Here is a 26206-nt window from a genome sequence, read left to right on the forward strand (position 1 = left end):
ACGGGTGGCGGGGTAGGCACCTGCTGGTGCCTACCCCGCCCGGTGGAACGGATCGATCAGCTGCTCAGCGCGGTGATCGTGAGGGTGGTGCGGTAGCTGCCCTTCGCGATGCTGTCCGGGATCTTCAGATCCAGGTCGGCACCGAGCTTGGCGCCGCCGCGGGGGTGACCCTGTGCGGCCGCGGCGAGGCCGCTGGAGACCGACAGGCCCTTGCCCTGGTCGTCGAAGCCCGACAGGACCGGAGCACCGGCCTCGGCGCCGGCGCCGGCGTCGAGCACGTACGGGGTCCAGCCCAGGTAGGAGCCGGAGAACGTCTTGTCGGCGTCCTGGAAGTCACCCACGTTGGCCGAGATCGACCACGGGGCGAGCGTGCGGCGGCTGTCCGACACGAGGATCGGGTTGATCTTGCCGTTCGCCTGGAAGTAGGTGCCGTCACGCTCCTGTGCGGTACCGAGGTCGACCAGGCCGTTGTAGCCGTCGATCGTCCAGCCGAACTCACCCGGAGCCGGGCTCGGCACGTTGACCTGGATGGCCTGGCCGTCACCGTGGTACGGGTGCACCGTCACGTTGTCGACGATCGAGCCGACCGGCTGACCCTCGGCGGTGTTGGTGCAGGAGAGGCCCTTCTCGACGGCCGCGTTCGGTGCCGCGCAGGTGCCGCTGCGAACGTTCTGCAGGACGAGCTTGTCGCCGCGTACCTGCACCTTGACGTAGCTGCGGACGTGCTCCTGGTTCTGCACCGAGTTGTACCAGTACTTGCTCGGGTCCAGGGGGTCCGGACCGTTGCCGCGAACACCGGTGCCGGTGGCGTCCGGCTTCTTGATGTCGTAGTACTTCGAGCCCGAGGCCGAGTTGGCCGTCACGTAGAGGACGCCGCCCGGGCCGGGGAAGACGTCAGCAGCACCCGGCTTCTCCGCCGGGTTCTCCTTCTGGCCGTTCTTGATGGAGTAGCTACGGGAGTAGCTGTGGTCGTGCCCCTGCAGCACCATGTCGACGCCGAGGTTGGAGAAGGCCGTGGTGAAGTCTTCCCGACGCTGCTTGTTGTCGGTGTCGGTGGCGTGGGTGGCCGGCGAGTAGATGGAGTGGTGGTAGACCAGCACCTTCCACTTGGCCTCGGCGCCGTGCTTGTTGATGACGTCGGTGACGTATGCGACGTGCGCCGCGTCGCCGCCGAGGGAGCCGTCCGCGGGGTTGGCGTAGCTGTTGCTGTTCAGGTCGATGAACAGCACGTCCTTGTGGATGAACCAGTAGTCACCGCCGGACCGGGTCGACTGGTCCCCGCTGTAGTACTGCGACGAGCGGTCCGTGTTCGGGGTGAAGTGGTGCTGCTCGTAGGACTTGCCGCCGACGTCGTGGTTACCGATCGTCGCGACGAGGGGGTACTGACGTAGCTGGTCGGGCGCCAGGAACGAGGTCCACTGACCCTCGTCGTTGGCGGACTCGACGTGGTCGCCGCCCGACACCAGCAGTTCGGCGTTCGGGTTGGCCCCGGTGGCCACCTTCAGCGTCTCCTCCCAGCCGGCCTGGTCCTTCAGCCGGTCGCCGGAGGAGCCGATCTGGGGGTCGCCGAAGAACAGGAAGTCGTAGTCGCCCTCGAAGTCCTGCGTCTTGAAGGCGTACGCCGGGGACCAGTTGCCCTCGGAGCCGACCCGGTACGAGTACGCGGTCTTCTCACGCAGGTTGCTGATCGTCGCGTGCCGGTTGAAGCCGGTGGTGGAGGTGTTCGCCGCGCCAACGGCGTCGAAGCTGACGGCGCTGGCCGGGAACTCGCCGTTCACGATCTCGGCGGTCGGGGCGAGCTGGATCTTCTGCGCCGTGTCGGCGGAGGAGTACCAGGTCACGACCCGCTGGGTCTCGTTCGCGCCGACGCCGAGGACGATGCCGGTGATCGTGGTGGACTCGGCCGCGCTGGCGGAGGCCGTCAGGCCGCTGCCGAGGGCCACGGTGATTCCGAGGAATCCCGCCACGACCCCGGCGACGGCGCGCCGCCGTGCGAGCCCGCGGGCCCCTGTCGAGGTGCTCAATGTCATCGACATTGTTCCCTTTTCAAATAGAGAAATGGATGAGCTTCGCCCGACGATGGGCAAGCAAACTCAAGCTTTCGCTGCCTGATGAACCAACCATGAACGTGATCTTGCGGTTGGCTGCACTTCCCGAGGTACTTAGCCTTACTCACGATCCGGACACGCGTTGCACGAACCAGATCAGGCCCATAATGGACACCGCCCCAGAAACAGCGCCGGTCGCCCAGAGGCCGACTTTCGGCGTACGCCGTCGCAGCACGATCAGCAGCGGAAAGACTGCGGCGATAATGGCCAACTGAACGACCTCGATGCCGACGTTGAACACCAGAAGCGACCACAGCAGAGTCCACGACCATGACTCGTCGATCCCGAGCGCACCCGCGAAACCGAGGCCGTGCACGAGGCCGAAACAGAACACCACGCCGAGACGGATCCAGCCGGATCGGTCCAGACTGAAATGGCCGCGGCCCGTGGCATCGAGGTCGGTGGCATGGCCGCCGCGCCGCCAGATCCCCCACAGGTGCCAGCCCGCCACCACGGCGATCGACAGCGCGATGACCGGCTCCACGATGCTCGCCGGCACGTCGACCAGGCCGAGGGCGGCGAGCATGAACGTCACCGAGTGCGCCAGGGTGAAGCTCGTGGCCGCGAGCACGATCTCCCGAGGGCGCCGCGACCCGGCGATCAGCGCCAGCAGGAACAGAATGTGGTCGATCCCGGAGAGCAGGTGCTCGGCACCCAGCAGGAAGAACTCCCCGAACCGTTCGTACCAGGCCTGGCCGGTGGAGAACGAGGGGTTGGCGGCGTCGAGCGCCGCGCTGCCCGACCGGCCGTCGATCTCGTAGGTGACGATCGTCTTGGTGCCCTTGACGTAGCCCTCGTCGTCGGCGAACAGGCCGCTGCGCACCTCGTGCTCGTCGGCCCGTTGCGGGCAGGTCCAGTCGAGCAGCAGACTGGCGTACGGCACGCCTTCGCGCCAGCCGATGATCGCGTCAGTCACCTGCTCCGGCCGACAGGCCACGCCCTTCGAGGTCACCGAGAAACGGTCGGTCACATACCTCAGCACTGTTTCGGCGTGGGTGTTGAGCGCGCCAGCCTCTCGCGGGGTGTCCTTCGCTTCGAACGCGGCCGTTCCCGCCTGGAAGAGCGCATCATCGTCGCCAGAATCGGCGGCGGACACGACGAGAAGGTCGTATTCGAGCCCCAACGCCGTCCGAATGTGACCCTCGTCTCCCGCAATGATTTTCGCGTAGACGGTGGACGAAAACCCGTGCGCCGACGCCGGCCCGGCGCTCAAAAAGGAAAGAATCGCCGCAGCGATCGAGACAACAGCGACGACAACGGTACGGCGGACGTGCCCTGACATGCGGCTCCCTCGGTTGGCCAGTGCACGTTGCACGGCACGGGTGAACACGAGCCCGCCCGCCGGAGAACCGCTGGAAAACAAAGACCCGGAACGGCCGCCTACGGATTTCCGACGACCGGATCTGAGATAGGAATACGAGGCGACACCTTCCGCCACCACCTCCGGAGGACGATCACCTTGCGCCCCCCGCTCCGGGCCGTTGCCATGCTGGCCGCGACCGCCGCACTGATCACCGGATGCAACTCCGGTGACGACTGGTCACAGCCGCGCCCCAGGCCCGCCGCCATCGGCTCCCTCGGCCCGGGATTCATCGACCCCTCCACCACGCCCGCTCCCGAGGCGACCGTCAAGCCGCGACCCGGCTCGTGGGCCGGCGTCCACCCCTCGAAGGACTACCGGGTCGTGCTGCTCACCGCCGGCGACGACCGTCCGACCAAGGCGCTCGTGACGGCGGTCGAGGACTGGGCCGACGACGAGGGCGTCGCCCTCAGGAAGGTCGTCGTCGGCGACGCCCACGACGCCGTCCCCGGCATCACCAGGGCCATGGAGATGGGCCCGGATCTCATCGTCACGGCGGGCAACGACCTCATCGACCCCCTCGCGCTGGTCACCCCCAACCACCTGGACCAGCAGTTCCTCGTGGTGGGCGCAGAACTGGCCGAGCCCACCCACAACGTCACGGCGGCCGACTGGTCCGGCGCGTCGTTCCGGGGTGAAGGGCTCGGCATGTCCTCGACGTACGACCCTGACTCGTTCACGGCCGAGCGCTGCGCGGCCGCCATCCGGGCGGGGGTTGCCGCCGTGCTCACCGACCTGACCGGGATCGTGGTCTGGCTCGACGAGCCCCAGTGAATGGGGTGGGTGCGGGGCGCCCCTGACGGCGGTTCGATTGCGTGAGCGCTATACCTAGAACTACTATGCATTGCAGCTCTAGGTATAGGCGGTTCGCATGCACATCACCAAGGACCTCGTCGCGGCCTCGGCGACGCCGCTCGTGCTCGGGATCCTCGCTGAGGGCGAGAGCTACGGCTACGCGATCCTCAAGCAGGTCAACGACCTCTCGGGCGGGCAACTCGAGTGGACCGACGGCCTGCTCTACCCCCTGCTGCACCGGTTGGAGCGGCTCGGCCACGTCGAGTCGGCCTGGGAAACCCCGCAAGGGGGGCGACGCCGCAAGTACTACCGCATCACCGACCAGGGTCGGGCCGAGCTCGCCGAGCAGCGCCGCCAGTGGGCCGCGGTCGTCGACGCCCTGCGGGGCGTCTGGAGCACGACGCCGTCCATCAGGCCGACCCCGGCACCGGCTTGGGGGGCGGGGCTGTGACCGTCGACAACGACCTGGAGGGCCAGATCGCCGAGTGGCGGGCCTACATGCACCGCCGCCGGGAGCTGCACCACACCGACGCCGACGAGCTGGAAGACCACCTCCGCAGCCGGATCACCGAACTGACAGAGGCCGGCCTCCGACCCGACGAGTCGTTCCTCATCGCGGTCAAGCGGATGGGCAGCCTCGACGAGCTGTCCCGGGAGTTCGCTCGCGAGCACTCCGAGCGGCTGTGGAAGCAACTCGTGCTGCCCGGCGAGCCGGACGCGCCCACCGCCGCCCGATCCCGTCGCGAGTTGGCCGTCATGGTGCTCTGTGCGGCCGTCGCGGCGCTGGCGATCAAGGTGCCGGCCCTGTTCGGGCTTGACCTGTCCCAGGACGGCAGCTTTTACGCGCGGAATGCCAGCCTCTTCGCCCTGCCGGCGCTCGCCGCATACTTCGCCTGGCAACGCCGGGTCGGTCTTCGCGTCATCGGGGCGCTCGCGGTGCTGTTCGTGCTCGGCGCGGTCGCCGCGAACGCGTATCCGCTGGCCGACGACTCGCAGACCGTGGTGCTCACGGCGATCCACCTGCCGATAGCCCTGTGGCTGGTCGTCGGCGTCGCGTACGCCGGTGGCGACTGGCGGTCAGACCGGCGACGGATGGACTTCATCCGGTTCACCGGGGAGTGGCTGATCTACTTCGTCCTCATCGGACTGGGCGGCGGTGTGCTCACGGCGTTCACGGTGAACGCCTTCGGAGCCATCGGCCTGGACGCCGAGGGGTTCATCCAGTCCTGGCTGCTGCCCTGCGGCGCCGTGGCCGCGGTCATCGTGGCGGCGTGGCTGGTGGAGGCGAAGCAGAGCGTCATCGAGAACATGGCGCCGGTGCTGACCCGCGTCTTCACGCCGCTCTTCACGGCCACCCTGCTGACCTTCCTCGTGGCCATCATCTGGACCACCAGCGGCATCGACGTCGAGCGCGACGCGCTCATCCTCTTCGACCTGCTGCTCGTCATCGTGCTGGGCATGCTGCTGTACGCCATCTCCGCCCGCGACCTCACCGCCCGCCCCGGCCTCTTCGACCGCCTGCAACTCGCGCTCGTCGTCAGCGCTCTGGTCATCGACGTCCTGGTGCTGGCCGCGATCACGGGTCGGATCACCGAATGGGGCTTCAGCCCCAACAAGACGGCCGCACTGGGCGAGAACCTCGTCCTGCTCACCAACCTCGTCTGGTCGGCATGGCTGTACCTCGGCTTTGTGCGTGGCCGCATGCCCTTCGCCCGCCTGGAGCGCTGGCAGACCCGCTACGTGGTCGTGTACGCCGCGTGGGCCTGGGCGGTCGTCCTCGCCTTTCCGCCCCTGTTCGACTTCGCCTGAGCCGGAGCGCGCCTCCGACAACTCGGCTCACGTGCGGCCGGTAAACGGGGCTCCCGTTGGTCGGACCGGCATGCGATCCTTCTCCCCGCGGGTGATCAAGAGCCCGTCACCTCATGGGAGACCTTGTTGCGCACACCTTCGCGTGTTCATCGTCGGATCATGGCGCTGGTCGTGGCATCGGCGCTCGGCTGCGGGGCCACTCTGGGGGTCACGGCCGCTCCGGCAGCCGCCGCCGTGGTGGCCGCACCGACCAACCTCACGACGGCCGGTCAGCCGTGTGTCACCGCTGCGCCGGGGCCGTACCTGAACCCGGAAAGGCTGGGCATCGCCCAGGCTGTCGCGCTACAGGGCACCTTCAGCCGTACGGGCGAGGGGGCCGGCCTGCGGGCCGACTTCCAGGTGTGGGACGTCGTCGACCCGGCGCACCCGCAGCAGTGGCTCGTCGACATCGCCGACCAGAGCGACCAGGTCTTCGTCCACCTCGCGGACAGGGCGAAGCAGCTCGACGGGGTCACCTACGCCTGGCGCGTGCGCATCCTCGATCACGCGGACGCCTCGCCGTGGAGCAGCACGTGCCACTTCACGGTCGACCGCACCGCCGGCCCGGCACCCACTGTCACCTCCGCGCAATATCCGGCCAGCGGCTGGATCGGCAACGGCGCGATCGGAGTGCCGGGTGTCTTCACCCTGACCTCGGCCTCCGACGACACCGTCAGTTACCGGTACCGGTTCTACTCCAGCGAGCTGCCGTACGAGTACGTGGAGTCCACCGTGGAGGCGCAGTGGCTAGGCGGACCGGCGACACTCAACTGGACGCCCCTGGTGGCCGGCTACCACTCACTCATCGTCCGGGCCGTCGACCGGGCCGGGAACTGGTCCGCGCCAACCGGCCACGACTACATGGTCAAGGAGACCCGCCCGTCGGTGTACTCGTACGCGTACCCGAACTCGGGCTCGAACCTCGACTACAACGTCGGCGTGCCCGGCGCGTTCACGCTGACCACCACCGTCGCCGACACGGAGTCCTTCGTCTGGCGGATCGACGGGAACGGCCCCTCGGGTAGCGTGCCGGCAGCCGCCGACGGGACGGCGACGGCCACGATCACCCCGACCCGCGGTGGCCTGCAGACCCTGTACGTCCACAGCGTCACGCGCGACGGCTCGGCGCACGCTCCCCGCGCCTACGAATTCCTCGTCGACAACGGCCCGACCGTCACCGGTGACACGCGCGGGGACGTGACGATCGGCTCGTCACTCACCTTCCATCTCGCGCCCCGGACACCGAGCGTCGAGGCCTACCTCTACTGGCCGGCGTACTCACGCCAGCAGGACCGGCCGATCGAGAAGACCGTTGTTCCGGCTCGCGCCGACGGCACCGCCGACCTCACCTGGACGGCCACGGAGACCGGCCTCGACGGGCTGCGCATCCAGAGCCGCGACGCGGACGGCGCGCTCTCCGAGCCGCGCTGGCAACCCATCTCGGTCGACGGCGCGGCACCGACCGTCACCCGCACCGGCGACGCCTACGCGGGGACGCCGTCCACCTTCAAGGCCCGCAGCCAGATGGCGAACATCGTCGAGTACGTGGCGACGCTGAACAGCGACGAGGCCACGAAGCAGGTCCTCAAGCCGGCCGCCGACGGCAGCGTCACCTTCGGCTTCACGTCGATGGCGATCGGCCACAACTACGTCATCGTCGTCGCTCGCGACGCCGCCGGAGTGCAGACGGACAGCGGCAGCTCGGTCTGGACGACGACGGACGAGCCGCAGGTCACCTCGACCGACTTCCCGACGACCGGTACCGGCCGGCTCGCCACAGGCACCTTCACCTTCAGGTCGACCCTGCCTGACCCGGTCGGGTACCTCTACTCGATCAACTCGGAACCGTACGTCGCGATCCCCGCCCAGGCGGACGGCACCGCCACGCTGACCTGGACGCCGACGGCGTCCGGTCCGCAGAGCCTGGACGTCCGCCGCGTCAACGCCGTTGGTTTCCCGTCCGCGATCGCCCGGTACCGCTTCACCATCACGGCAGGTCCGCCCACGGTCACCTCGGTCGCTCCGGCCACCGTGCCGGCGGTCGGCGTCCGGACGATCACCGTCCGCGGCACTGGGCTGCACCCGCATGACGAACTCCAGGTGACCCCCGCCGCGGGGCAGCCCCGGAGCGCGACGGTGAAGTCCGTCTCGGCGGACGGCACGACGATGACGGCCGACGTGAACGTCGCGGGCGCTCCGACCGGCCAGGCCAGCCTGACCCTGCGCCCCTATGGGGCAGGACAGCCCGTGGTCCTTGTCGGCGCCCTCACGATCACCCCGCCTCCGCCGATCGGCACGGTCAGCCCACCGACGATCACCGGGACCGTGGCCGTCGGGGGCACCGTCACCGCGAACCCGGGCCAGTGGAGCCCGACCGCGACCGCCTACCAGTACCAGTGGTCGGCGAACGGTGTCCCGATCGCCGGCGCGACGGGCGCGACGTTCACGATCCCCCTGGCGCTGTACGGAAAGCGGCTCACCGTCGCGGTGACGGCCAGTCGGGACGACTACACCGCCGTCACGGCCGTCTCGGCCCCCACGGCGGCGGTGACCCGACCCCCTCACCGGCCACTCGTGCAGCCGGGAACGCCATGGCCGGACACGCGCCGCCCGGCCGCGTGACAACCTGAGTTCGGGCCGACCGGCTGGTTGCCATGCCCGATCGGCGCTGCTCGTCTGCGTCGACGTCGCGCTACTCTCCCCGCATCAAATGATCGACTTCCACGGGGGATGCATGGATATACGCACATGGGCAGGGCTCGGGTTCGTACCGCTGGTCGGTGTCCTGGGCCTGGTGGTCCCGGCGGCGCCCGCGGCCGTCGCCGCGCCCGCGGCTGCGGCGATCAGGGACCTGTACGTGAACAGCAAGGCCTGCGACCCGCGCGGGTACGGCACCCCTGACGCACCGTTCTGCACCATCTCGGGCGCGGCAGCCCTGGCCGCACCCGGGCAGACGGTGTTGGTGCAGCCCGGCGACTACCCCGAGGCGGTGACCATCACCCGGTCGGGCGAGGTCGGCGCACCGATCACCTTCCGGGCCGTCAACGGGCCCGACGGCACTGTGACGGTGGGCGACACGACCGTGGGCGCCGTCACCGGGGCGGTGTTCGCCCTGAACAACGTGCACGACATCGTGGTCGAGGGATTCCGTCTGCAGAGCCCCGCCGATCAGTCGGCCCTCGTGGTGAACGGGTCGCAGCGGGTGACCCTCGACGGCGTCATCGTCCACGGCTCCCGCGCCACCCTCGGTGCGGTCCGAGTGACGGGCCGCTCGGGCGGTGTCACCGTCAGCCGTAGCTACCTGTCGAGCGCACCCGCCGGCAATCCGAGCCTGGCGATCGACGCCGGAGTCGTCGGCGCGGTCGTGAGCGGCAACGAGCTCTCCTACTCGGGCCTGCGCGTCACCGACGCGCCGGGCACCACCATCACCAACAACACCCTGCTCACGTACTGCGCCGTAGGGATCGAGGTGGCCGGGGCTTCGACGGGCGTCTCGGTCCAGAACAACATCGTCCGCACCCACCCGTTCCGGCAGGCCTGCGCCACCCCGGCGAACGCGACAGCGATATCGGTCTCGGCCGGGTCGGTGCCGGGGACCTTCGCGGACCACAACCTGATCGACCCGATCACCGGCGGCGCTCTGTACGCCTGGGGCGACGGCAGATACCAGGACCTGCCGGCGTTCCGACAGGCCACCGGGCAGGGCGGACACGACCTCGCGGCGGACCCGATGATCGGTGCCTACAACGGGTCACTCCGGCCCTGGCACACGATCGACCCGTCCTCGCCAGCGGTCGACTCCGGGGATGCCTCGGCTCGCGGTGCCACCGGCACCGACATGTTGGGCAACCCGCGCACCGACAACCCGGCGATCGCCAACAGCGGCACCGGTGCCGGCTACCACGACCGGGGTGCGGTCGAGGCGCAGGGCGCTCCGGGCGGCCAGGCCACGGTCCGGCGCAAGCCGGGCGGAAACCCCTTCGCGGTCACTGCTTCCGGGACTCCGCAGTACGGTTGGCCCGTCGGCGGCGAGGGCGGCTCGATCGCCTACCAGTTCGAGGGTGAGCAGTTCTGGCGGGTGACCACCGCCCGTACGCTCGACCACACCTTCCGCCGGGCGGGTCAGGCCTGCGCCCACATCCGAATCAGCTACACCGGCTTCCGACTCCCACCCGAGTTCTCCTCCTACCGCTGCACTCAGGTCGGCGCACTCTACGAGACGGTTCAGCCGACGCGGCTACTCGACACCCGTGAGGCACTGGGCACCCCCACCACCACACCGGTCCCGGCGAAGTCCGAGGTGATTCTCGACGTTCCCAGCATCAACGGGGTAGCGGCCGCGGACCTCAGCGCGGTGGTGCTCAACGTGACGGTCACCCAGCCGAGCACCGCCGGGTTCCTCACCGTCTACCCGGACGGCGCCCCCCTGCCGACCTCGTCGAACGTCAACTTCGTGGCCAACGAGACGGTCCCGAACCTGGCCACCGTGCCGATGACCAACGGAAAGCTCCGGTTCCGCAACAGCAGCGGCGGCACCGTTCACGTGATCGCCGACCTGCAGGGCTTCTACGGCTCGTACGGCGCCGCCATGCAGCCGCTCACACCGATCCGGGCGCTCGACACCCGCACCGGGGCCGGTACACCGATCGCGGCCAACGGATACCTGCGCCTGGACCTCACCGGCAAGGTGCCCGCGGAAGCCAAGGCTGCGATCGTCAACGTGACGGTGACCGCGCCGACGGCCGGCGGCGTGCTGACGCTCTACCCGGACACCTGGCCGACACCCATGGCATCCAACGTGAACTTCGTGGCCGGGCAGACCATCCCGAACCTGGTGATCGTGCCGCTGGTGGCCGGCAAGGCGATGATCCGCAATGCCAGCTCCGGCACCACCCACGTGGTCGCTGACGTCGCCGGCTACTTCGCCGCGCCGTCGTATGGCGTCGCCGACCAGACGTACGTCCCGTACGGGTCGTACCGGATCGCGGACAGCCGCGGCTTGAGCGGCTGGGACCGTCCCTTCTACAACGAGCCCTTCCACGCGGGGGAGAAGGCGACGGTCAGCGCCCGTCATGACGGGGAATTCTGCGAGGACGACTGCCCGACACCGAGGGCGGCGGTGGTGAACGTGACCGTCACCGATCCGACCACCGCCGGCGTTCTGGCCGTCTACCCGCCCGGGGGCACACCCTCGACGTCCACCGTCAACTTCCTGGCGAGGGAGACGGCGTCCAACCTGGCCGTGGTCAAAGTCGGTGCCGAGGCACGGATCGCCGCGTACAACAACAGCAGCGGCTCCACCCACGTCATCGTCGACCAGTCCGGATACTTCATCGCTGCCCCCTGACGATCGGTCAGGTTCACGGCGGCCGCATCCCACCTCGGGTGCGGCCGCCGCCGCATCCTGGCCGAAGCTGAACCGGATCAACGGAGGTGTGCGATGGCGAGCTTCGCCGCCTGCGCGATGAGGGCGTCGTCGTAGGTGTCGTCCTTGCCGTCACGACTGGACAGGATGGCCAGCACGATCGGCGCGCCGTCGGGGGGCCAGATGACCGCGATGTCGTTGCGGGTGCCGTAGCCGCCCGCACCGGTCTTGTCCCCGACCTCCCAGCCCGTCGGGACACCGGCCCGGATCAGTGCCGCGCCGGTGGTGTTACCCCGCAGCAGTCCGTTGAGGATGTCGCGGTCGGCGGGATCGAGGGCATCCCCGACCGCGTACGCCCGCAGGTCGGTGGCGAGAGCCCGAGGGCTGCTCGTGTCCCGCTTGTCGCCGGGCGTGGCCTCGTTGAGGTCCGTCTCGTAGCGGTCCGCCTCGGTCGTCCTGTCACCGATCTGCCGCAGCGCCTCCTCGAAGCGCTGCGGGCCGCCGAGGTGGCGCAGCAGCAGGTTGCCGGCGGTGTTGTCGCTGTAGCGGACAGCGGCGTCGGCCACGTCGCGAAGGGGCATGCCGTCGACCACGTGCTTCTCGGTGACGGGCGAGTAGGTCACGAGGTCGGCCTGCTTGTAGCGGACCACCCGCTGGAGGTCGGCGGCCGACGTGCTGTCCAGGACGGCGGCGGCGGCAAGCGCCTTGAACGTCGACGCGTACGCGAAGCGCTCATCGGCTCGGTGCTCGACGGTGCGGCCGGAGCCGGTGTCGACCGCGTAGACCCCGAGCCGCGCGTCGAACGCCGTTTCGAGCTCACCGAACCCCCGCTCGGGCGACTCCCGCACCGTGGCCGTCGGGGTTGCCGTGCTCGGCGTCGGCTCAGCGGGCGCATCGGCGGTGACGCAGGCGGTGAGGGGAGCCAACGCGATCGCCGTGGCTATCGCGGCTGTCGCCCGTCGGGTCGCAAAAGTCGTCATGACGCATCTCCCGGTTTTCGGTGGCGGTGGGACCGGTACGGCTGACCGGCAGGCACTGGTCGAACCATCGCACCGGTCGGGTGATGCTGTCCAAGACACAAATGGTCGCACTGATGCCGTTCCGGCATAGAGTGATTCGCCATGGACGTCGTCGCGGCCTGCCGGGCCTTCGTGAGCGTGAGCGGATACGGCAGCTTCACCGCGGGCGCCGCCGCCGCGCGCATCCCGCAGTCGGTCGCCAGCCGCCGGATCGCCGCCCTCGAGGAGCATCTCGGGGACCGGCTGTTCGACCGGTCGTCGAGGGCGGTCACACTGACGCCGTTCGGCCGCGACATGCTGCCCTCGGCCAGGCGACTCGTCGACCTCGCCGACGCGATGAAGCACGACGCCGACCGGGCCAGACTGCGTCCCTTCCGACTGGCCGTACCCGCGATCTGCGCTGCCCGTCCACTCGCCCTCCTGGTCGCCGAGGGCCGCAAGCACCACCTGCACCTGGAGCTGAGGAAGGCCGGACCGGCCGAGCGCCGGGAGCTCTGCCGTACCCTCGACGTCCGTGCCGCCGTCGTCGCCGTACCGGCGGCCGAGGCCACCTGGCAGGTGCCACTGGGGCTCGCCGGTCAGACTCATCTCGAACCCTCGACGGTGTTCCTGGAAGCCCTCCGCCCCGGCCGGGCCCGCAGCACCGAGCGCCGCGCCCGAATATGGATCCAGCCGGAGGACGACGTGCCCCACATCCGCGACCCACTGACCCGTCTGGGCCAGGCCGTCGGGCTGCAACCCGCTCAGGTTGCGGTGGCCCCATCCCTCGTCGACGCCGCAGCCACAACCCTGGGCTCCACCGACCTCCTGCTCTGTTCACCCGATCAGGCTGAGGAGCTGGGCCTGCGCTGGCGGCCTGTCAGCGGGACACCGCTGACGCGTGGCTACGACATCGCCGCCGCAGTCCGGGAGGACGCCCACCAGCTCCGCAGCCTGCTGCACGCCGGGATAGGACGCTGCCTGGGCGTCGCAGCGGACGACGGGCAGCCGGCGTGAACCCGGCGCAGGTGATCCGCAGCGCCCGGGAGGAACTCGACGATGCGGGCCTACGGGGGTCGTTTCTCGTACGTGACCTCGACTCCGGCGAGGAGATCGGCATCGACACCGACGTCGAACTTCCCATCGCGTCGCTGGTGAAGGTGCCCCTGGCGGTCGCCACGCTGGAGCGTGTGGCACGCGGCGAACTCGACCCGGCGGCAGCCATCCAGGTGGCACCGGGCCGGATCACCACGCCGGGACCAACCGGCCTGAGCAGGTTCCGTCATCCGGCCACCGTCGCCGTGGAGGACCTGCTCTACCTCAGCATGTCAGTCAGCGACGGACTCGCCGCGGACGCTCTCTTCGCCCTCACGCCCCCCGACGCGGTCGCCGCCGAACTGCGACGGCTGGGATTCGACGGCATAGCCGTACGCCATCTCATCCGCGACCTCACCGAGACGCCGGCCGAACGCCTCGGCCCGGTGGACGCCCACCTGGCGCACTCCCTCGCCATCGACGCGGCGACCGCAGGGCACGGGCATCCAGTCGCCCAACTCGACGTCGGTCGCGCCAACACGGGATCAGCGCGAGCCTTCGTCGACCTGCTCCAGGGGATCTGGAGACCATCCACGCTCCATCCCACCACCGCCGTACGCCTGCGCGACCTGATGGGGAACAGCCTGCAGCGCCACCGCCTCGCACCGGACTTCACGTCCGACGCTTCCCGTTGGTCCTCCAAGACGGGCACCCTGCTCAACCTGCGCCACGAGGTCGGTGTCGTCGAACACGCCGACGGACAGACGTTCGCGGTCGCCGTCCTCACCGAATCCCGGGTGCCGGCGATCAACCAGCCGGAGGCGGAGGCCGTCATGGCACACGTGGCGCGCACCCTGCGGGACCACCTGCGCGCCTTCCCAACCTGGGATCGTTCCTAGGTTCAGGAGCTGGAGGCGCCACCCGAGCTGTCCTGCAGCCGCTCCCAGCGGTAGGGGCCCTCACCGTACAAGCCCACGCGCAGCTGCCACACGCGAAGACAGCGGGGACACTTCCGCAGCTGAGAGTAGAGCCGTTGGCCCGGCCACTCCGGCTTCGGAGGCGGAGGGAGATGCCTGCGACACCGGCAGAAGAAATAGAGAGCCACGACTGCGGATTGTCCACGAGCGGGCTGTCTCGCGCAGGGATGAACTACAGAGATCCCCTGCGCAACCCGTACCGCTCGGCGCGCTGCGCTCGGTACTCGGCGAGGACGGCCGCAGCTTCATCGAGCCGAGGACAGCCGGAGTCTGTGCATCGGAGGCACGCGCTCCGCTCGTGGAAGGCGATGCAGTAGGAGGCCTGCTCTACGTAGAACGGGATCCGACTGAGGATCCTCTCGACGCTCACCGGTCTCGCCTCTCCGGCTCGGGCTTCGGGTAGCGACGGCCGGCGTTACGGCGGACAGTGACCTCCCTGGCGAGCTGCGGACTGAGGGCTCCGGAGCGGCTTGGGTACGCGGTCGCAGGCCCGGTTCTGTCGAGCGGTACGAGGCGACGCTTGAACGGCCAGAGCTTCATGGAGGTCCCGTCGTGGCTGTCTGCTGGCGGACACCTACCGAAGGTAGGCCAACTCGTACAGCTCGTACAGCCGAAACAGTACGTTCAATACGTTCTATCCGTACCCGACGGACTGACCGTACGATCCGTCCATAAGGTTCCGCTCATGGTTGACGAGATGAGCCCGGTGGCGCTCTACATCCAGCTCGCCGATCTCCTCGCCAAGAAGATCGAGTCCGGGAAGCTGAAGCCCCGTCAGCCACTCCCGAGCGAGGCCCATCTTCAGCAGGAGTACGGCGTAGCTCGCGGAACCGTCAGGGCGGCGGTGCGCCTCCTTCGGGAGCGAGGGCTGGTCGTGACGCTTCCGGCTCGCGGTACGTACGTCGCCGAGAAGCGCTGACCCTCCCCGACAAAGGGGACGAGAGATCGACTGGACGGTGGCTCCGTTGCTCCCACCGAGGACTGGTATCTACACCTGCGCAGTCCTGCACAGCGCGCACGTGTGCCGCCCGTTGGCGAACTCAGAGATGTAGTACCCGGCTGAGCGAGCCGTGCCTGTCTGGTGGTGCTGTCCCGTGTTCCGGTCCACCAGAATCGGCGCGTTACCGGCGACCGAGTCGAGGAACGAGCCCGACTCGATGTACCGCACAGACTGGTAGTAGAAGACCCAGCAGGTGGGGTGTTCCTCTACGTTCGTGATTGCAAGCGGTGGTACGCCCGGCTCCGTGGACATGTCCCGCAGCACCGCTTCCGCCGTCGTTCTTGCGTCCTGCTCGTTGATCACTCGCACATCGTGCCCGTCACGCCGGAAAACGCGTAGCCTCCGCCTCGCAAGAGATCAAGACTGCTGTCGGCCAACGTCGACCGCCGCCGCGCTAACCGCGTCAGACCAGGAGCCTGCGACTGTCACCTGGCGCCGGCGGTCGTTTGCCGCTGTTTGGTGAGGTGGACGCTGCCGTCCGGGGTGCCGTCAGCGTGGGTGAGGGCGTAGCCGGCGCGTTCGTACAACTTGATGTTGCGCGTGCTGCGGTGGCCCGTGAACAGTTCGTAGCGCTCGGTTTCCTCAGGGGCCCGCTCTTCGGCGTACGAGAGGAGCCAGGAGCCGATGCCGTTTCCGGCCTGGTCGGGAGCCACCATGAGGCGACCGATCAGCCAGGCGCTCTCACGTGCCCGGGCTCGGACCGCTGCGACCAGGCGTCCGTGTCGGCGTACGCACCAGAGCTGCCAGGTCGACATCGATTCGCGCAGGTCGTCGAGTGTCTCCGTCAGCGGCGGCAGGTCGAGGGTGTCGTTCGCGAGGGCCTCCTGCACCCAGCAGCACCGCTGGAGCACGAGCAGCTCGGCCAGGTCGCCGGGCTGGGCGGTGGTCAGCGTCAGTCCTTCGACCGGCCCGGACACGCTGGTGGGGTCGCTGTCGGGTTCGGTGCGCAGGGGCCGCATCGCTGAGGCCACCCGGGTCAGCTCAAGCAGCATTCTGCGACCGGCTTCGTCGAGTCCTGCGGACTGGAGGACCTGCCCGTTGTGGGTCCTGTCGGCGATGCGCAGGGCGACGGTGGCGCCGATGGGCATCATCTTCAAGGTGGTGACGACCTGCTTGGTCATCTGCACCGACCGGGTGCCGGCCGAGGTGTTGCCGTAGCTGACGAACCCCACCGGCTTCCACGCCCACTCGTGGTAGAGGAAGTCGAAGGCGTTCTTCAGTGCCGCTGGCATGCCGTAGTTGTACTCGGGTGTCACCACCACGAAGGCGTCAGCCGCGGCCACCCTCCGGCTCCACGCGCGGGTGTGCTCGTGAACGTAGATGCCGCTGGAGGGATGCTCGGGCTCGTCGAGCAGCGGCAGTCCCATGTCGGCCAGGTCCGCGACGTCGAGAGTGACCCCGCCCGCCGCAGCCGCCGGAAGGGTCGCCTGGACGAACCAGTTGGCGATTGCTGGTCCCAGCCGTCCGGGGCGGGTGCTGGCGACGATGACCATGACGTGCAGCGGCGTGTTCGGTGCATTCGATGACATGTCACAGACATTAGCCGGCCTTTCTATGACGTGTCAACGAGGTGTAGGGTGACCGCGTGGACACTGCCTGGCTGAGCGAGGACGAGGAACAAGCCTGGCGCGCTTTTCGGCGCCTGCTGATAGCGCTGCCGGCAAGGCTCAGCCAGGACCTGGCCCGCGACTCAGGGCTGTCACCGGCTGACTACGAGGTGCTGAGCACGCTGTCGGAGAAGCCGAACCGGCGGTGGGCGCTCAAGGACCTCGCGGCCAAGATGGAGTGGTCGCGCAGCCGACTGTCCCACCACGCGGCCCGCATGCAGGCCCGGGGACTCATCGACAAGGAGCCCGATCCGCAGGACGCCCGAGGCTGCATCCTGCTCCTGACCGACGAAGGCTTCCGGGTGCTGGACGAGGCTGCCCCGCACCATGTCGTCTCCGTACGCACGCGCTTCCTCGATCACCTGAGTCCCGACGAACTCGCGGCGCTGCGCGAACTGTCGACCCGGATCGCCGACCTGCCTGGCTGACCCAGGGACCGGTTCGCGGCGGTCGAGAAGACCCGCGCCTCGGACCAAGCGGGACAGGTCGGCGTACTCACACTGCCCTGGTCACTGCGGGCGCCAAGATCTGCATCACCCACCGTCGCCACTCCTTGTCAGCCACGCCGGTCCGCTACCAGCTCCGCCGTCAGCCATGACCAGGCAGGCGCGCGATCCATCCGTGGTGCCATAGAGCTCGAAGAGGCGAGCCGCCGCTGATGGTTCCAGTCTCCTCACGGCCGGGTCCCCGCCGGAAGAGACGTCACCTCACGAAGACCACCACGCAAAGGTGTTCACCTTCATGCAAGTCCGCCGATTAGGTGCCTCACCTCGACGGCCGAGTCCGACAATCAGGACCATGCAGACACGTTGGGTCAAGGAGGTTGTCATGGCACGCAAGAGGAAGTCCACCGCGCGGCAAGCGCTCTTCCTTGCCTTCGCGGCTGGGGCGGTGGCCGGAGCGGCGAGCATGCTCACGCTGCGACGTGGCCGCCAGGATGGTGGCTTCCCGGCGGGTGATGTCGCGGGCCAGCTCGACGACGGTTTCGCACCGTCGCTCGGCGGGAGTATCGACGCCTCGCCTCAGGGGCCTGTGAGCACGCCCGCCGCGCAGCACCGCTGACGCGGGCAGCGCCTCAGACCACTCCCTGCGTTAGAAATGAGAGTACTGATGCCAGAACGACCTAGCGGCAACCCCGGCGCTGCGTCTGCTGACACGCCGGTCGCCGAGTTGGTGCAGCGCGCCACCGAGCAGATCACCCGGCTGGTGCGCGACGAGCTGACAATGGCGCGGGCGGAGATGACGGCCAAGGGCAAACGCGCGGGCGTCGGTGCTGGGCTGCTCGGCGGCGGTGCGATGCTCGGAATCTTCGCCGGCGCGACCGCCGTCGCCACGATCGTGCTGACCCTGGCAGCGATCATGCCCGACGCGGTGGCCGCCCTGATCGTCACGGTGATCCTGGCCATCGCCGCCGCCATCGCGGCGCAACGCGGTAAGAAGCAGGTCAGCAAGGCCATGCCCGCCACACCCACAGCGACTAGGGACAGTGTGCTGGCCGACGCTGAGACGATACGTGGTGCAGCGAGTCGGAGGCAGCCATGAGCACGCCATCCGGAAGCAGCAACCCGGACCAGACCCGACGCGACATCCAGCAGACACGCGCCGACCTCGGCGAAACCGTAGCCGCACTGACCGCCAAGACCGACGTCAAGGCCCGTGCGCGCACCAAGGCCACCACCGCCGTCGGCGGACTCCGACAACGGGTCACCCAGGCCGGCCAATCGGCGAAGGCCAGAGCGACCCAGCTGGCGAACACGGTGAGCCAGAGGGCCTCCCAGCGCGCCAAGCCGGTCGTTCAGAAAGCCCAACAGGCCACCACTGCGGTACGCGACTCCGCTAAAGCCGGCGCGCAGACCACCGGCAAGGCCGAGTCGACCCTGGTCAGCTCCGCCCGTGCCGCGAGAGCCAAGATCGGCAGCTCGATGCGCGCGAAACCCGTACCGATCCTCGCCGCCACCGGCACCGCGGTCACCCTCGCGATCGTCGCCTTCCGACGCCGCCGGTTCCGATAAGCGGTCCGGCGGAGTGCCGCAACGCTCCACTGGGCAGGCCAGACGCAGTCACAGCCTGGACCCAGCCAAACCTGCAGGCGAGGGCGGGCGGGTCCGCACGACCTGCCCGCCCCCCAGCGAGCCCTCGGCACAGCAACGCGAGTGCGGGGCCATGGTCGTGTTTGCCGCCGCCGCGCTGCTGTCGGCCACCCTCAACTTCGCCTCACCCGGCAGCCTCGGCCTACGCCTCGTCTTCGCCCTGGTCGTCGTCCTCGTCATCGGCGTCGAACTCGTCGCCGGACGCATCCGCCCCGACTTCGCCGCCATCGAAGCCGAAGCCACCGCCTTTCTCACCGCTGCCCGCGACCTGGCTGCCAAGAACCAGCCAGCCACCGAGGACCCTCCGAACCCGCCAACATGCCGGCCCCCGACCCGGCCCCGTCCGTTGACCTGGCACCGATCGTCGTCCCACCGGCGCCCACCCCCGCTGACCCGCACCCAACTCGCCCGCATCCAAACCCGCCGCCCCGCCGTCGTGGCCCGCCGGATCGTCGGCACCCCCGCCGAAGTCGCCGCGACCGTCGCCCTGGTCCGCGACTCCAACCGGCTGCTCTCGATGAGCGAACCCCACCTGATCCCCGGGGACTCCCGGGTCACGGTCACGGTGCGGTTCCTCGACACCACCCGCCCGCCCCCGCCCGCCGGGTCAACCGCAATCGAGTCGCCGCAGCCGTCGCCGTCCCGACGGTGGGCGCCATCGCCACTGTCGGCCTCGCCGCCAGCTCGTCCAAGCGATCCGAGCCGCGTTCCCGCTCATCGCGGGCGTCGTCCTGGTCCTGATCGCCATCGCCCGACTGCTGCGCCGCTCCGGCCGCTGCTGCCCCGGCCTGCACTGCCCCGGCTGCGGCCACTGACCGCCATGGCTACCGGCTGGCCCACCTACTGCGCCTGCTGCGGTGGGCCAGCCACCGCCCTGATCGCAGCCGGCCACCCCGGCACCGGCCATTACCGCGCCGAAACCACCTGCCACCGCCACACCGCTGCCGCCCACCGCTGGGCCAGCACTGTCGGCCCGACCCGCACCACCCCGATCGCTGACACAACCCGCCCTATTCGACCTACCAGAGGTCAGCGCATGAGAGCTGAGAGGGCGGGTCCGGTGGGGTGTCTTCAAGGACGCCGGTCGTGCGCCACGCGTGCGGCTGCCTCCTGCTTCCGCCCCTCGCCCCACCGGTTCGGCCATGGGCCTCGGGCACCCCGCCTGCACCTGTTGAGGAGACCCGCTGATCTTGCCATACACCCTCGCTCGTCTGCGTCGAATGTGGAGGTGACCGAGTGACCGCCCGACCCTGCCCGGCCTCACCACCGCCACCGAACACGCCCCCGCCCCGGTTGTCCCGCCGGCGAGCGGGTCCCGCGCTGCCCGTCTCGCTCTGCCCATGTCCCGTCAGGTGCTCAAGGAGATGGCCCGGCCGCACTCGTGCAAACGGCGAAGGTTCGATCTTCCCCTACCGCAACGGCTACGCCGTGTACGTCTGGGTCGACAAGCCGGACGGCAAGCGCGATCGCAAGTACGTCTACGGGAAGACCCGCGAGATCGTCCACGAGAAGTGGTTGAAACTGCACCACCAAGCCAAGTCGGGGACGGTGGCAACCCGGGTGCCGACCCTCGCGAGCTTCCTCGGGCACTGGCTGGAAGAGATCGTGAAACCGAATCTTGCGCCGGCAACCTACGTGTCGTACGAGGGCTTCACCCGTCTCTACATCGTGCCGAGCATCGGGGCGAAGCCGCTCGACCGTTTGCAGGTCAAGTACGTGCAGACCTGGATCAACAAGGTCGCTCGGACGTGCCAGTGCTGCGCTCAGGGCAAGGACAGCGCCAGGCCACCTGGCAAGCGGCGCTCGCTCGGTGCCTGCTGCAACGCCGTACCGTCCGACAGCGCGGTCAAGGGACTGCGGGCGACGCTGCGAGCAGCACTCTCCCAGACGGTGGCCGAAGAGCTGGCCCCCAGGAACGTGGCGGCCCTGGTCAAGCTGCGGGCTACCCGCAAGAGGCCGGGCACGGCATGGGACAGTGACGAAGCACGACGATTCCTGGAAGCGGCGCGGGCCGACAATGATCCGATGTACGCGGCGTGGGTGCTGCTCCTGGTGCTGCGGCGCGGGGAACTCCTCGGCCTCGCCTGGAACGACATCGACCAGGAGGCCGGTGAGCTCAACGTCTCCTGGCAACTCCAGCGCATTGGGGGGCAGCTCGTGCGCCGCGAGACCAAGACGGCCGAATCCGACGCAGCAATGCCTCTACCGGACATCTGTCGGACCGCCCTGGCCATCCGTCGCGCAGAGCAGTTGGGAGACATGAAGGCGGCCGGCGAGGTGTGGCAGAAGTGGCCGCTGGTGTTCACCACCCGCTTCGGCACGCCGATTGAGCCTCTTCAACCGGGCCTGGGAAGCTCGCATCCGCCGCTACGGCCTACGGGAGATCACTCCGCACGGCGCCCGACGGACCTGCGCCAGTATCCTGGCCGATCTCGACGTGCACTCGCGGGTGGCGATGCAGATCCTGCGGCACGCCGATTTCAAGGTGACCATGGAGGTCTACGCCCGGGTCAGCTCGAAGCAGACCCGCGAGGCGTTGAAGCGCCTGGGCGACCGGATGAACGGCACAGAGCCGGCATGACTGCTGCTGTACTTCGCTGCTGTACCGCGCGAAAAAGGGGCCGTTCCGGTTTCCCGAAACGGCCCTTGATCTGCTGTGCGCCCGAAGGGACTCGAACCCCTAACCTTCTGATCCGTAGTCAGATGATCTTGCGGAGAGTCACGAAGTCCGCCTGCGTCTGCCTTGTGTCCGCGCCAGTCCCGCAGCATCCCCGCAGGTCCGGCGTGTGATAGACCTTGGTGGATGCTTGTGGGCCTTGCCGTATTGCGGGTGAATCCGTGTCCGTCCTTTACTGCCCCCGCGAGTTCCCCGGCGTCCGAGCAGCCACCGAGCAGCCACCGGAGCGCGCAGCCCGAGATCTGCGCGCTGGCCTCAGCCCGCCACCCAAACGTCTACTGGCTCAGGCGAGACAGGGTGACCAGCTACGAAAAGCGCCTGGCCGAGATTCACCGCCGGCGCCGATGAAGCCGCCGCGCCGTCGCCCTGGACGAGCGCACCGCGCGGATGCTGCGGGCTCACCGCCGGCAGCTCAACCACCGCACGGAAGCCGTCGAGGACCGCCAGCCATGGACCGAAACCGGCTACGTCGTGGTACGCGCCGATGGGCTGCCCATCAACCCGAACTACGCCAACACTCGGTTGCGCAAGCTCGTCCAGCGGACCAAGCTGCCTTCGACGAGCCCGTCCGTTCCCACAGCGGGACGGAGATCAGCAGATCGTCAGCGTAGGCCTGTCGCGGCTCGGTGGTCGGCGATAGTAGCCCTGCGCGCTCAGCTCGGCGTCAGGGTGTTTATGTGGTTGTCGCCCTTGGTGTAAAACTGGTCGACGTCCTTCTGCACCTGAGCCACCGACATCACCTTGTTCGCTTTCGCGTAGACCCAGTTGATTCGCATGTTGTAGGTGCGGCCGCCCTTGAAGGGCAGATCGATGAACCAGGTGTTGAACATGAGCCGCATCGGTTCGCGTGGGACGGTCTTGCCTGTGCTGATGAACAGCGTGCGTCCGTCAACCGAGTAGGTAACCTTCTGGTCCGTGACGGTGATCATCAGGGTGCGCCAGCCGGCGAGGCTTCCCTTGTAGTCATCCGTCGCCCGGTCGCCCGGCGTCGAGCTGCGCCAGCTGACCATGTCGATCTTGGACCCGACCGTACCCCAGCCTCCGTTCGGCTGGTACTCGAAGTCGAGCTCGCTGTAGTCCGCCGAGGTATGCAAGGGCGAGATGGTACAGAACGCCTGGTTGAGATGGTCTCCATCGCGCCCGGTCACTGGCTTGTCGGTGAAGAACACGCGGGCCGCGACCGTCCCTCGGAAAAAGCCGCTTTCCGTGGTAAAAAGTTCGGTCTGGCGCGTGCCCGCTCTAGTACCGTCCGTCGAGGCCTGCAACTGGAGAGCCTTGCCACCCTTGGCGCTCTTGTCGACCGGGAAGCTGAGCGTGTCGGCGGTCCAGGAGTCGGCAATACCGGGACCACCGCCCTCTGTGCGAACCTGCCACCCGTTCGCGGCGAGCGCGGGGTCGTTGTGGGCGCGGTAATGGAAGTTGTCGAAGAAGGTATCGTCCGGATGCCTGGGGAGCTTCTTGGTTTTCGTTGAGCGCTGGCCGGGGAGCGGACCGTTCACGGACGCGGCATCGGGATCCGCCCCTTCGAACTCGGGGCGCACGAGGTTCCACCCGGTGAGACCTACTCCGGCGACGAGAAGGACCACGAGCAGCGCCGGCACGAACACCGACCCGCCACGTCGTCGCGTGCCACGCCCCCGCCTAGCTTTGGAGATTCCGTCCAATCTGAGCACCCGGGTAATGCCGGACAACTCGGCGGTTTCCAAATCCTGACGGTTACGCTTGCGTGACGCAAAGTAGGCGAACATCGCGGCAACCATCAGAATGGCCGTCACGATGAATACAAGATAACGGACGTCGGCCGCGAATTTGACCGCAACGGCAATCAAGCCGAGCACCCCGATGGCACCCGCACCCTTGAGCGAATTCATCCCCGGACCGTCCCTATTTCCACGCGGGAACGGGAGTGAAATACGACTTTAGGACGGAGGAGATGGACCAGTACATGTTTAGCAGGGTGTACAGCGTGGCCGGAATCAGCAACGCTTGGACGAGCATCGCTTTCCAACCGAGCTGACGGACCGCCACTGCCGAATAAACGGCCCAGAAAGCAGTCAGGAGCAAGATGGCCGGCCAGTGCTGGAAATTACCTCCGGCGAGCGAGGTCCAGTACGCCGATCCCCAGATCAGGAAGCACGCGAAGCCGAAGAAGTTGAAGAACAGGGTGACGATGGCGCGCCGGGTGAACTCGCTCCACCCCCGCAGGCGGAGCGCGTCGACAGTGCCGCGGGCCCAGCGTTCGCGCTGGACAACCAGTTCGCGCAGGGTCGGCATGAGGTCGGTGTATGCGATGCAGAACTCGTTCGCGGTCACTTTCCAGCCGGCTTCCTTGAGCGCCAGGGTGGTCTCGTAGTCCTCGACCAAGTTGCGGTGGTCCTCCCAGAAGACCTGGCCCCGCCGATCGATCACGGACTGCAAGGCGGTACCCCGGTAGAAGGACCCGGCGCCGGACATGGTGTGGACGTTGGTTCGATACCGCGCGTGCGCCGCACGGCCGTACTCAAGGATCTGCATGCCGAGCAGGTATCGCTGCCAGAGGCTGCCCCACAGGCCGGTACGGCCGAAGCAGGCGGCACTGACCCCACCGATCTTCTGGTCGGAGGCCATCACGTTGATGGCTCGCTCGAGGAAGTTGGGATGCAGTTCGGTGTCGGCGTCCATGGCGAGGACGTGCCGGACGGCGTCCAGGCGACCGCCCACCCGCACTCGCAGCCACTCCATGGCGTAGTTGAGGGCGCCGGCTTTCTTGTGCGGATTGTCGTTCAGCGTGAGAACGACTGTCGGTGGGGTCCTCGGGTCACCCGCGTACCCGGCGGCGTATTGCTCGGTGTTGTCGGTCGAGTTGTTGACCACCACGACGATGAGATCGGGCCGCCGAGTCTGCCTGTGCAGCGACTTGAGGGAGAGCAAGATTCCGGCCTCTTCATTCCGCGCCGGAACGATGACGACCGTGTTATAGCTCGGCGCGGAAATGCGGTGGTTGATTCTCGGGTTTGGAGCGGGTCGCCGGGGGTATGCAGGATTGCCGCGGGAGTACACACTCCCGCTGTGACGTACAGACGTGCTCACGATTTCCCCCCGCGCCGTAGCCGACCACGGCCATCCTCCATGCGCGCAAGATCGTAGCCGAAGATCACAGGAAAAGAAGATCCCTGCGCAGCTCAGGTATGAGCGCATCTAATCACCTTCCATGCCAATTCGGACACCTTGCGTGGCATTCGAGGCATAGCGCCACCGTCGATCGTGAGATACAGCATGTCAGTCAGTGGGGTGATCTCAGCAAGGAGTAGGGCCCGGTTCGGGATGACACGGTCGTAACGTCCATAGCGGACAGCATGGGATAAGGACGTGGAGCCATCGGTCGACAGGTTCTTTCAACAGAATGAGCCTTTTCATCCTGGGTAGCGGTTGGCTTCGACGTGGTGCAGAACGAGGATGGCCTGCGACGATGGGGGTCGCTCGCCGTGGGCAGCAGCGCAGCTTGTTCAGGATCTTCCAGGTCTTGAGGGTGACGATCACGCGTTCGCCGCGGGCGCGGATTTTCGCGTGGGTGCGGTTCACGGCCTTCTGCCGGCGTGACAGCTTTGGGCGGAAGCGGCGCCGCTTGAACGGCGTGCGGACGCTGCCGCGCGGCACACCTTCTCGGCCGTCTTCGGCGCGGTCATCGCTCGCGGTCTCGACTATCGCGAGACGTTCCAGGTGTTCCGGCTCGGGTTCGACCTTGGTCGAGGAGCGGCAGCGCCGGGCAGCCGCCGGGCAGCCGGAACACTTCTCCGAGGAGAACCTGTACCCGGATGCCCGGCCGTGCCTGGCCGCCCTCCGGGAGCTGGGCGTGCAGGTCGGCCTGGCCGGTAACCAGACCGCCCGAGCCGAGACGATCCTTCGCGCCCTGGATCTGCCGGTCGACGTGATCGGCACCTCGGACGGCTGGAACGTCGAGAAACCGTCGGCCGCGTTCTTCGACCGCGTCGTCGCGGAGGCCGGCTGCCCCGCCGACCAGGTTCTGTACGTCGGAGACCGGCTGCACAACGACATCCGGCCGGCACAGGCGGCCAGACTCGCGACGGCCCTGATACGACGCGGTCCGTGGGGACACATCCTCGACAACAGGACGATTAGCGACCGCTGCCTAATCCAACTGGACTCGCTGGCCGAGTTGCCCAGGCGGGTGCGCAGGCACAACGAGTCGGCAGCTAGCTACCCGGGAGGGCAGCCCCGGCTGGCCGTCAGGGCAGCGATGCGTTCGTCGAGTTGGCTGCCCCTCGGCTGTCGCCGAGTACCTGCCGGACGGCACGAACCAGTTCCAGACCGGTCCCGTGCCAGTGGGTGTGCAGAGCGTCCAGGGG

At 68.4% G+C, this 26206-nt stretch carries 19 protein-coding genes, 1 tRNA gene and 3 pseudogenes; 14 read left to right on the forward strand and 9 right to left on the reverse strand.

Translation table 11 applies throughout. The features are described from left to right. Nucleotides 1-56: 56 nt before the first annotated feature. Both M8C17_RS13525 and M8C17_RS13530 read right to left on the reverse strand, forming a co-directional pair. Nucleotides 57-2030: a metallophosphoesterase family protein gene (locus M8C17_RS13525; RefSeq protein WP_252416806.1), complete on the reverse strand. Its 1974-nt coding sequence runs from the start codon at nucleotides 2028-2030 to the stop codon at nucleotides 57-59. Between the two features lie 142 nt (nucleotides 2031-2172). Beyond that, nucleotides 2173-3390, reverse strand: coding sequence for a HupE/UreJ family protein (locus M8C17_RS13530; RefSeq protein ID WP_252416807.1), 1218 nt, complete (start codon nucleotides 3388-3390; stop codon nucleotides 2173-2175). A gap of 177 nt (nucleotides 3391-3567) precedes the next feature. Between M8C17_RS13530 and M8C17_RS13535 the strand changes: the two genes are divergently transcribed. From M8C17_RS13535 to M8C17_RS13555, 5 genes are all read left to right on the forward strand, one after another. Further along, the gene (locus M8C17_RS13535; protein ID WP_252416808.1) at nucleotides 3568-4242 is read left to right on the forward strand and encodes a hypothetical protein; all 675 of its coding nucleotides are present in this window, start codon (nucleotides 3568-3570) and stop codon (nucleotides 4240-4242) included. Between the two features lie 97 nt (nucleotides 4243-4339). Then, nucleotides 4340-4714, forward strand: coding sequence for a PadR family transcriptional regulator (locus tag M8C17_RS13540; RefSeq protein ID WP_252416809.1), 375 nt, complete (start codon nucleotides 4340-4342; stop codon nucleotides 4712-4714). Continuing rightward, nucleotides 4711-6072, forward strand: coding sequence for a permease prefix domain 1-containing protein (locus tag M8C17_RS13545; RefSeq protein WP_252416810.1), 1362 nt, complete (start codon nucleotides 4711-4713; stop codon nucleotides 6070-6072). The genes M8C17_RS13540 and M8C17_RS13545 overlap by 4 nt, the downstream gene beginning before the upstream one ends. A 159-nt stretch (nucleotides 6073-6231) precedes the next feature. Further along, the gene (locus tag M8C17_RS13550) at nucleotides 6232-8733 is read left to right on the forward strand and encodes a hypothetical protein (protein ID WP_252416811.1); all 2502 of its coding nucleotides are present in this window, start codon (nucleotides 6232-6234) and stop codon (nucleotides 8731-8733) included. 112 nt (nucleotides 8734-8845) lie between these two features. After that, entirely contained in the window at nucleotides 8846-11458 is a 2613-nt protein-coding gene (locus M8C17_RS13555) for a right-handed parallel beta-helix repeat-containing protein (protein WP_252416812.1), read from the forward strand. 77 nt (nucleotides 11459-11535) lie between these two features. On the opposite strand, the gene bla is transcribed toward M8C17_RS13555, so the two are convergent. After that, nucleotides 11536-12456 carry a class A beta-lactamase gene (gene bla / locus M8C17_RS13560; RefSeq protein ID WP_252416813.1) on the reverse strand — a complete coding sequence of 307 codons (921 nt, stop codon included), beginning with the start codon at nucleotides 12454-12456 and terminating at the stop codon, nucleotides 11536-11538. Nucleotides 12457-12597: 141 nt separating this feature from the next. Here bla and M8C17_RS13565 point away from each other — a divergent pair, with 141 nt between their 5' ends. From M8C17_RS13565 to M8C17_RS13575, 3 genes are all read left to right on the forward strand, one after another. Next, nucleotides 12598-13491, forward strand: coding sequence for a LysR family transcriptional regulator (locus M8C17_RS13565; protein ID WP_252416814.1), 894 nt, complete (start codon nucleotides 12598-12600; stop codon nucleotides 13489-13491). Further along, nucleotides 13488-14408, forward strand: coding sequence for a serine hydrolase (locus M8C17_RS13570; protein WP_252416815.1), 921 nt, complete (start codon nucleotides 13488-13490; stop codon nucleotides 14406-14408). Before M8C17_RS13565 ends, M8C17_RS13570 begins: the two co-directional genes overlap by 4 nt. 763 nt (nucleotides 14409-15171) lie before the next feature. Beyond that, complete coding sequence (locus M8C17_RS13575) at nucleotides 15172-15405, forward strand: GntR family transcriptional regulator (protein ID WP_252416816.1); 234 nt, start codon at nucleotides 15172-15174, stop codon at nucleotides 15403-15405. Between the two features lie 69 nt (nucleotides 15406-15474). Here M8C17_RS13575 and M8C17_RS13580 read toward each other — a convergent pair whose 3' ends face one another. Next, nucleotides 15475-15789, reverse strand: coding sequence for a YrhB domain-containing protein (locus M8C17_RS13580; protein ID WP_252416817.1), 315 nt, complete (start codon nucleotides 15787-15789; stop codon nucleotides 15475-15477). Nucleotides 15790-15911: 122 nt separating this feature from the next. Further along, a complete protein-coding gene (locus tag M8C17_RS13585; RefSeq protein WP_374558416.1) occupies nucleotides 15912-16979 on the reverse strand; it encodes a GNAT family N-acetyltransferase in 1068 nt (355 codons plus the stop codon). Nucleotides 16980-17071: 92 nt separating this feature from the next. On the opposite strand from M8C17_RS13585, the gene M8C17_RS13590 reads away from it, so the two are divergent. From M8C17_RS13590 to M8C17_RS13615, 5 genes and pseudogenes are all read left to right on the forward strand, one after another. Then, nucleotides 17072-17521, forward strand: coding sequence for a MarR family winged helix-turn-helix transcriptional regulator (locus M8C17_RS13590; RefSeq protein ID WP_252416819.1), 450 nt, complete (start codon nucleotides 17072-17074; stop codon nucleotides 17519-17521). A 400-nt stretch (nucleotides 17522-17921) separates the two neighbouring features. Further along, entirely contained in the window at nucleotides 17922-18155 is a 234-nt protein-coding gene (locus tag M8C17_RS13595) for a hypothetical protein (protein WP_252416820.1), read from the forward strand. Nucleotides 18156-18203: 48 nt separating this feature from the next. After that, nucleotides 18204-18635, forward strand: a complete 432-nt coding sequence (locus tag M8C17_RS13600) for a phage holin family protein (protein WP_252416821.1) — start codon at nucleotides 18204-18206, stop codon at nucleotides 18633-18635. Beyond that, entirely contained in the window at nucleotides 18632-19105 is a 474-nt protein-coding gene (locus M8C17_RS13605; protein WP_252416822.1) for a DUF3618 domain-containing protein, read from the forward strand. The genes M8C17_RS13600 and M8C17_RS13605 overlap by 4 nt, the downstream gene beginning before the upstream one ends. 1398 nt (nucleotides 19106-20503) lie before the next feature. Continuing rightward, nucleotides 20504-21764, forward strand: a pseudogene (locus tag M8C17_RS13615) (tyrosine-type recombinase/integrase). 76 nt (nucleotides 21765-21840) lie between these two features. Here M8C17_RS13615 and M8C17_RS13620 read toward each other — a convergent pair. The 4 genes and pseudogenes from M8C17_RS13620 to M8C17_RS13635 form a co-directional block, all read right to left on the reverse strand. Next, a tRNA-Arg gene (locus M8C17_RS13620) sits at nucleotides 21841-21947 on the reverse strand. 566 nt (nucleotides 21948-22513) lie between these two features. Continuing rightward, nucleotides 22514-23731, reverse strand: coding sequence for a glycoside hydrolase family 16 protein (locus M8C17_RS13625; RefSeq protein ID WP_252416823.1), 1218 nt, complete (start codon nucleotides 23729-23731; stop codon nucleotides 22514-22516). A 13-nt stretch (nucleotides 23732-23744) separates the two neighbouring features. Further along, nucleotides 23745-25037 carry a glycosyltransferase family 2 protein gene (locus M8C17_RS13630; protein WP_256482660.1) on the reverse strand — a complete coding sequence of 431 codons (1293 nt, stop codon included), beginning with the start codon at nucleotides 25035-25037 and terminating at the stop codon, nucleotides 23745-23747. Nucleotides 25038-25252: 215 nt separating this feature from the next. Continuing rightward, nucleotides 25253-25490, reverse strand: a pseudogene (locus M8C17_RS13635) (transposase family protein); the annotation flags it as partial. Here M8C17_RS13635 and M8C17_RS13640 point away from each other — a divergent pair. Then, nucleotides 25491-26052: pseudogene (locus M8C17_RS13640) on the forward strand (HAD family hydrolase); the annotation flags it as partial. It lies immediately after the preceding pseudogene. Between the last annotated feature and the right edge of the window lie 154 nt (nucleotides 26053-26206).

The organism is Micromonospora sp. RHAY321, assembly GCF_023896955.1.
GTDB lineage: Bacteria > Actinomycetota > Actinomycetes > Mycobacteriales > Micromonosporaceae > Micromonospora.

Excerpts from the sequence above, each read along its gene's own strand:
- M8C17_RS13585 (WP_374558416.1), bottom strand. The coding sequence starts at position 16,979 with ATGGTCATCGTCGCCAGCACCCGCCCCGGACGGCTGGGACCAGCAATC.
- M8C17_RS13595 (WP_252416820.1), top strand. The coding sequence starts at position 17,922 with ATGGCACGCAAGAGGAAGTCCACCGCGCGGCAAGCGCTCTTCCTTGCC.
- M8C17_RS13525 (WP_252416806.1), bottom strand. The coding sequence starts at position 2,030 with ATGACATTGAGCACCTCGACAGGGGCCCGCGGGCTCGCACGGCGGCGC.
- M8C17_RS13550 (WP_252416811.1), top strand. The coding sequence starts at position 6,232 with ATGGCGCTGGTCGTGGCATCGGCGCTCGGCTGCGGGGCCACTCTGGGG.
- M8C17_RS13625 (WP_252416823.1), bottom strand. The coding sequence starts at position 23,731 with ATGAATTCGCTCAAGGGTGCGGGTGCCATCGGGGTGCTCGGCTTGATT.
- M8C17_RS13555 (WP_252416812.1), top strand. The coding sequence starts at position 8,846 with ATGGATATACGCACATGGGCAGGGCTCGGGTTCGTACCGCTGGTCGGT.
- M8C17_RS13600 (WP_252416821.1), top strand. The coding sequence starts at position 18,204 with ATGCCAGAACGACCTAGCGGCAACCCCGGCGCTGCGTCTGCTGACACG.
- M8C17_RS13575 (WP_252416816.1), top strand. The coding sequence starts at position 15,172 with ATGGTTGACGAGATGAGCCCGGTGGCGCTCTACATCCAGCTCGCCGAT.
- M8C17_RS13530 (WP_252416807.1), bottom strand. The coding sequence starts at position 3,390 with ATGTCAGGGCACGTCCGCCGTACCGTTGTCGTCGCTGTTGTCTCGATC.
- M8C17_RS13565 (WP_252416814.1), top strand. The coding sequence starts at position 12,598 with ATGGACGTCGTCGCGGCCTGCCGGGCCTTCGTGAGCGTGAGCGGATAC.
- M8C17_RS13540 (WP_252416809.1), top strand. The coding sequence starts at position 4,340 with ATGCACATCACCAAGGACCTCGTCGCGGCCTCGGCGACGCCGCTCGTG.
- M8C17_RS13630 (WP_256482660.1), bottom strand. The coding sequence starts at position 25,037 with ATGCGCTCATACCTGAGCTGCGCAGGGATCTTCTTTTCCTGTGATCTT.
- M8C17_RS13605 (WP_252416822.1), top strand. The coding sequence starts at position 18,632 with ATGAGCACGCCATCCGGAAGCAGCAACCCGGACCAGACCCGACGCGAC.
- bla (WP_252416813.1), bottom strand. The coding sequence starts at position 12,456 with ATGACGACTTTTGCGACCCGACGGGCGACAGCCGCGATAGCCACGGCG.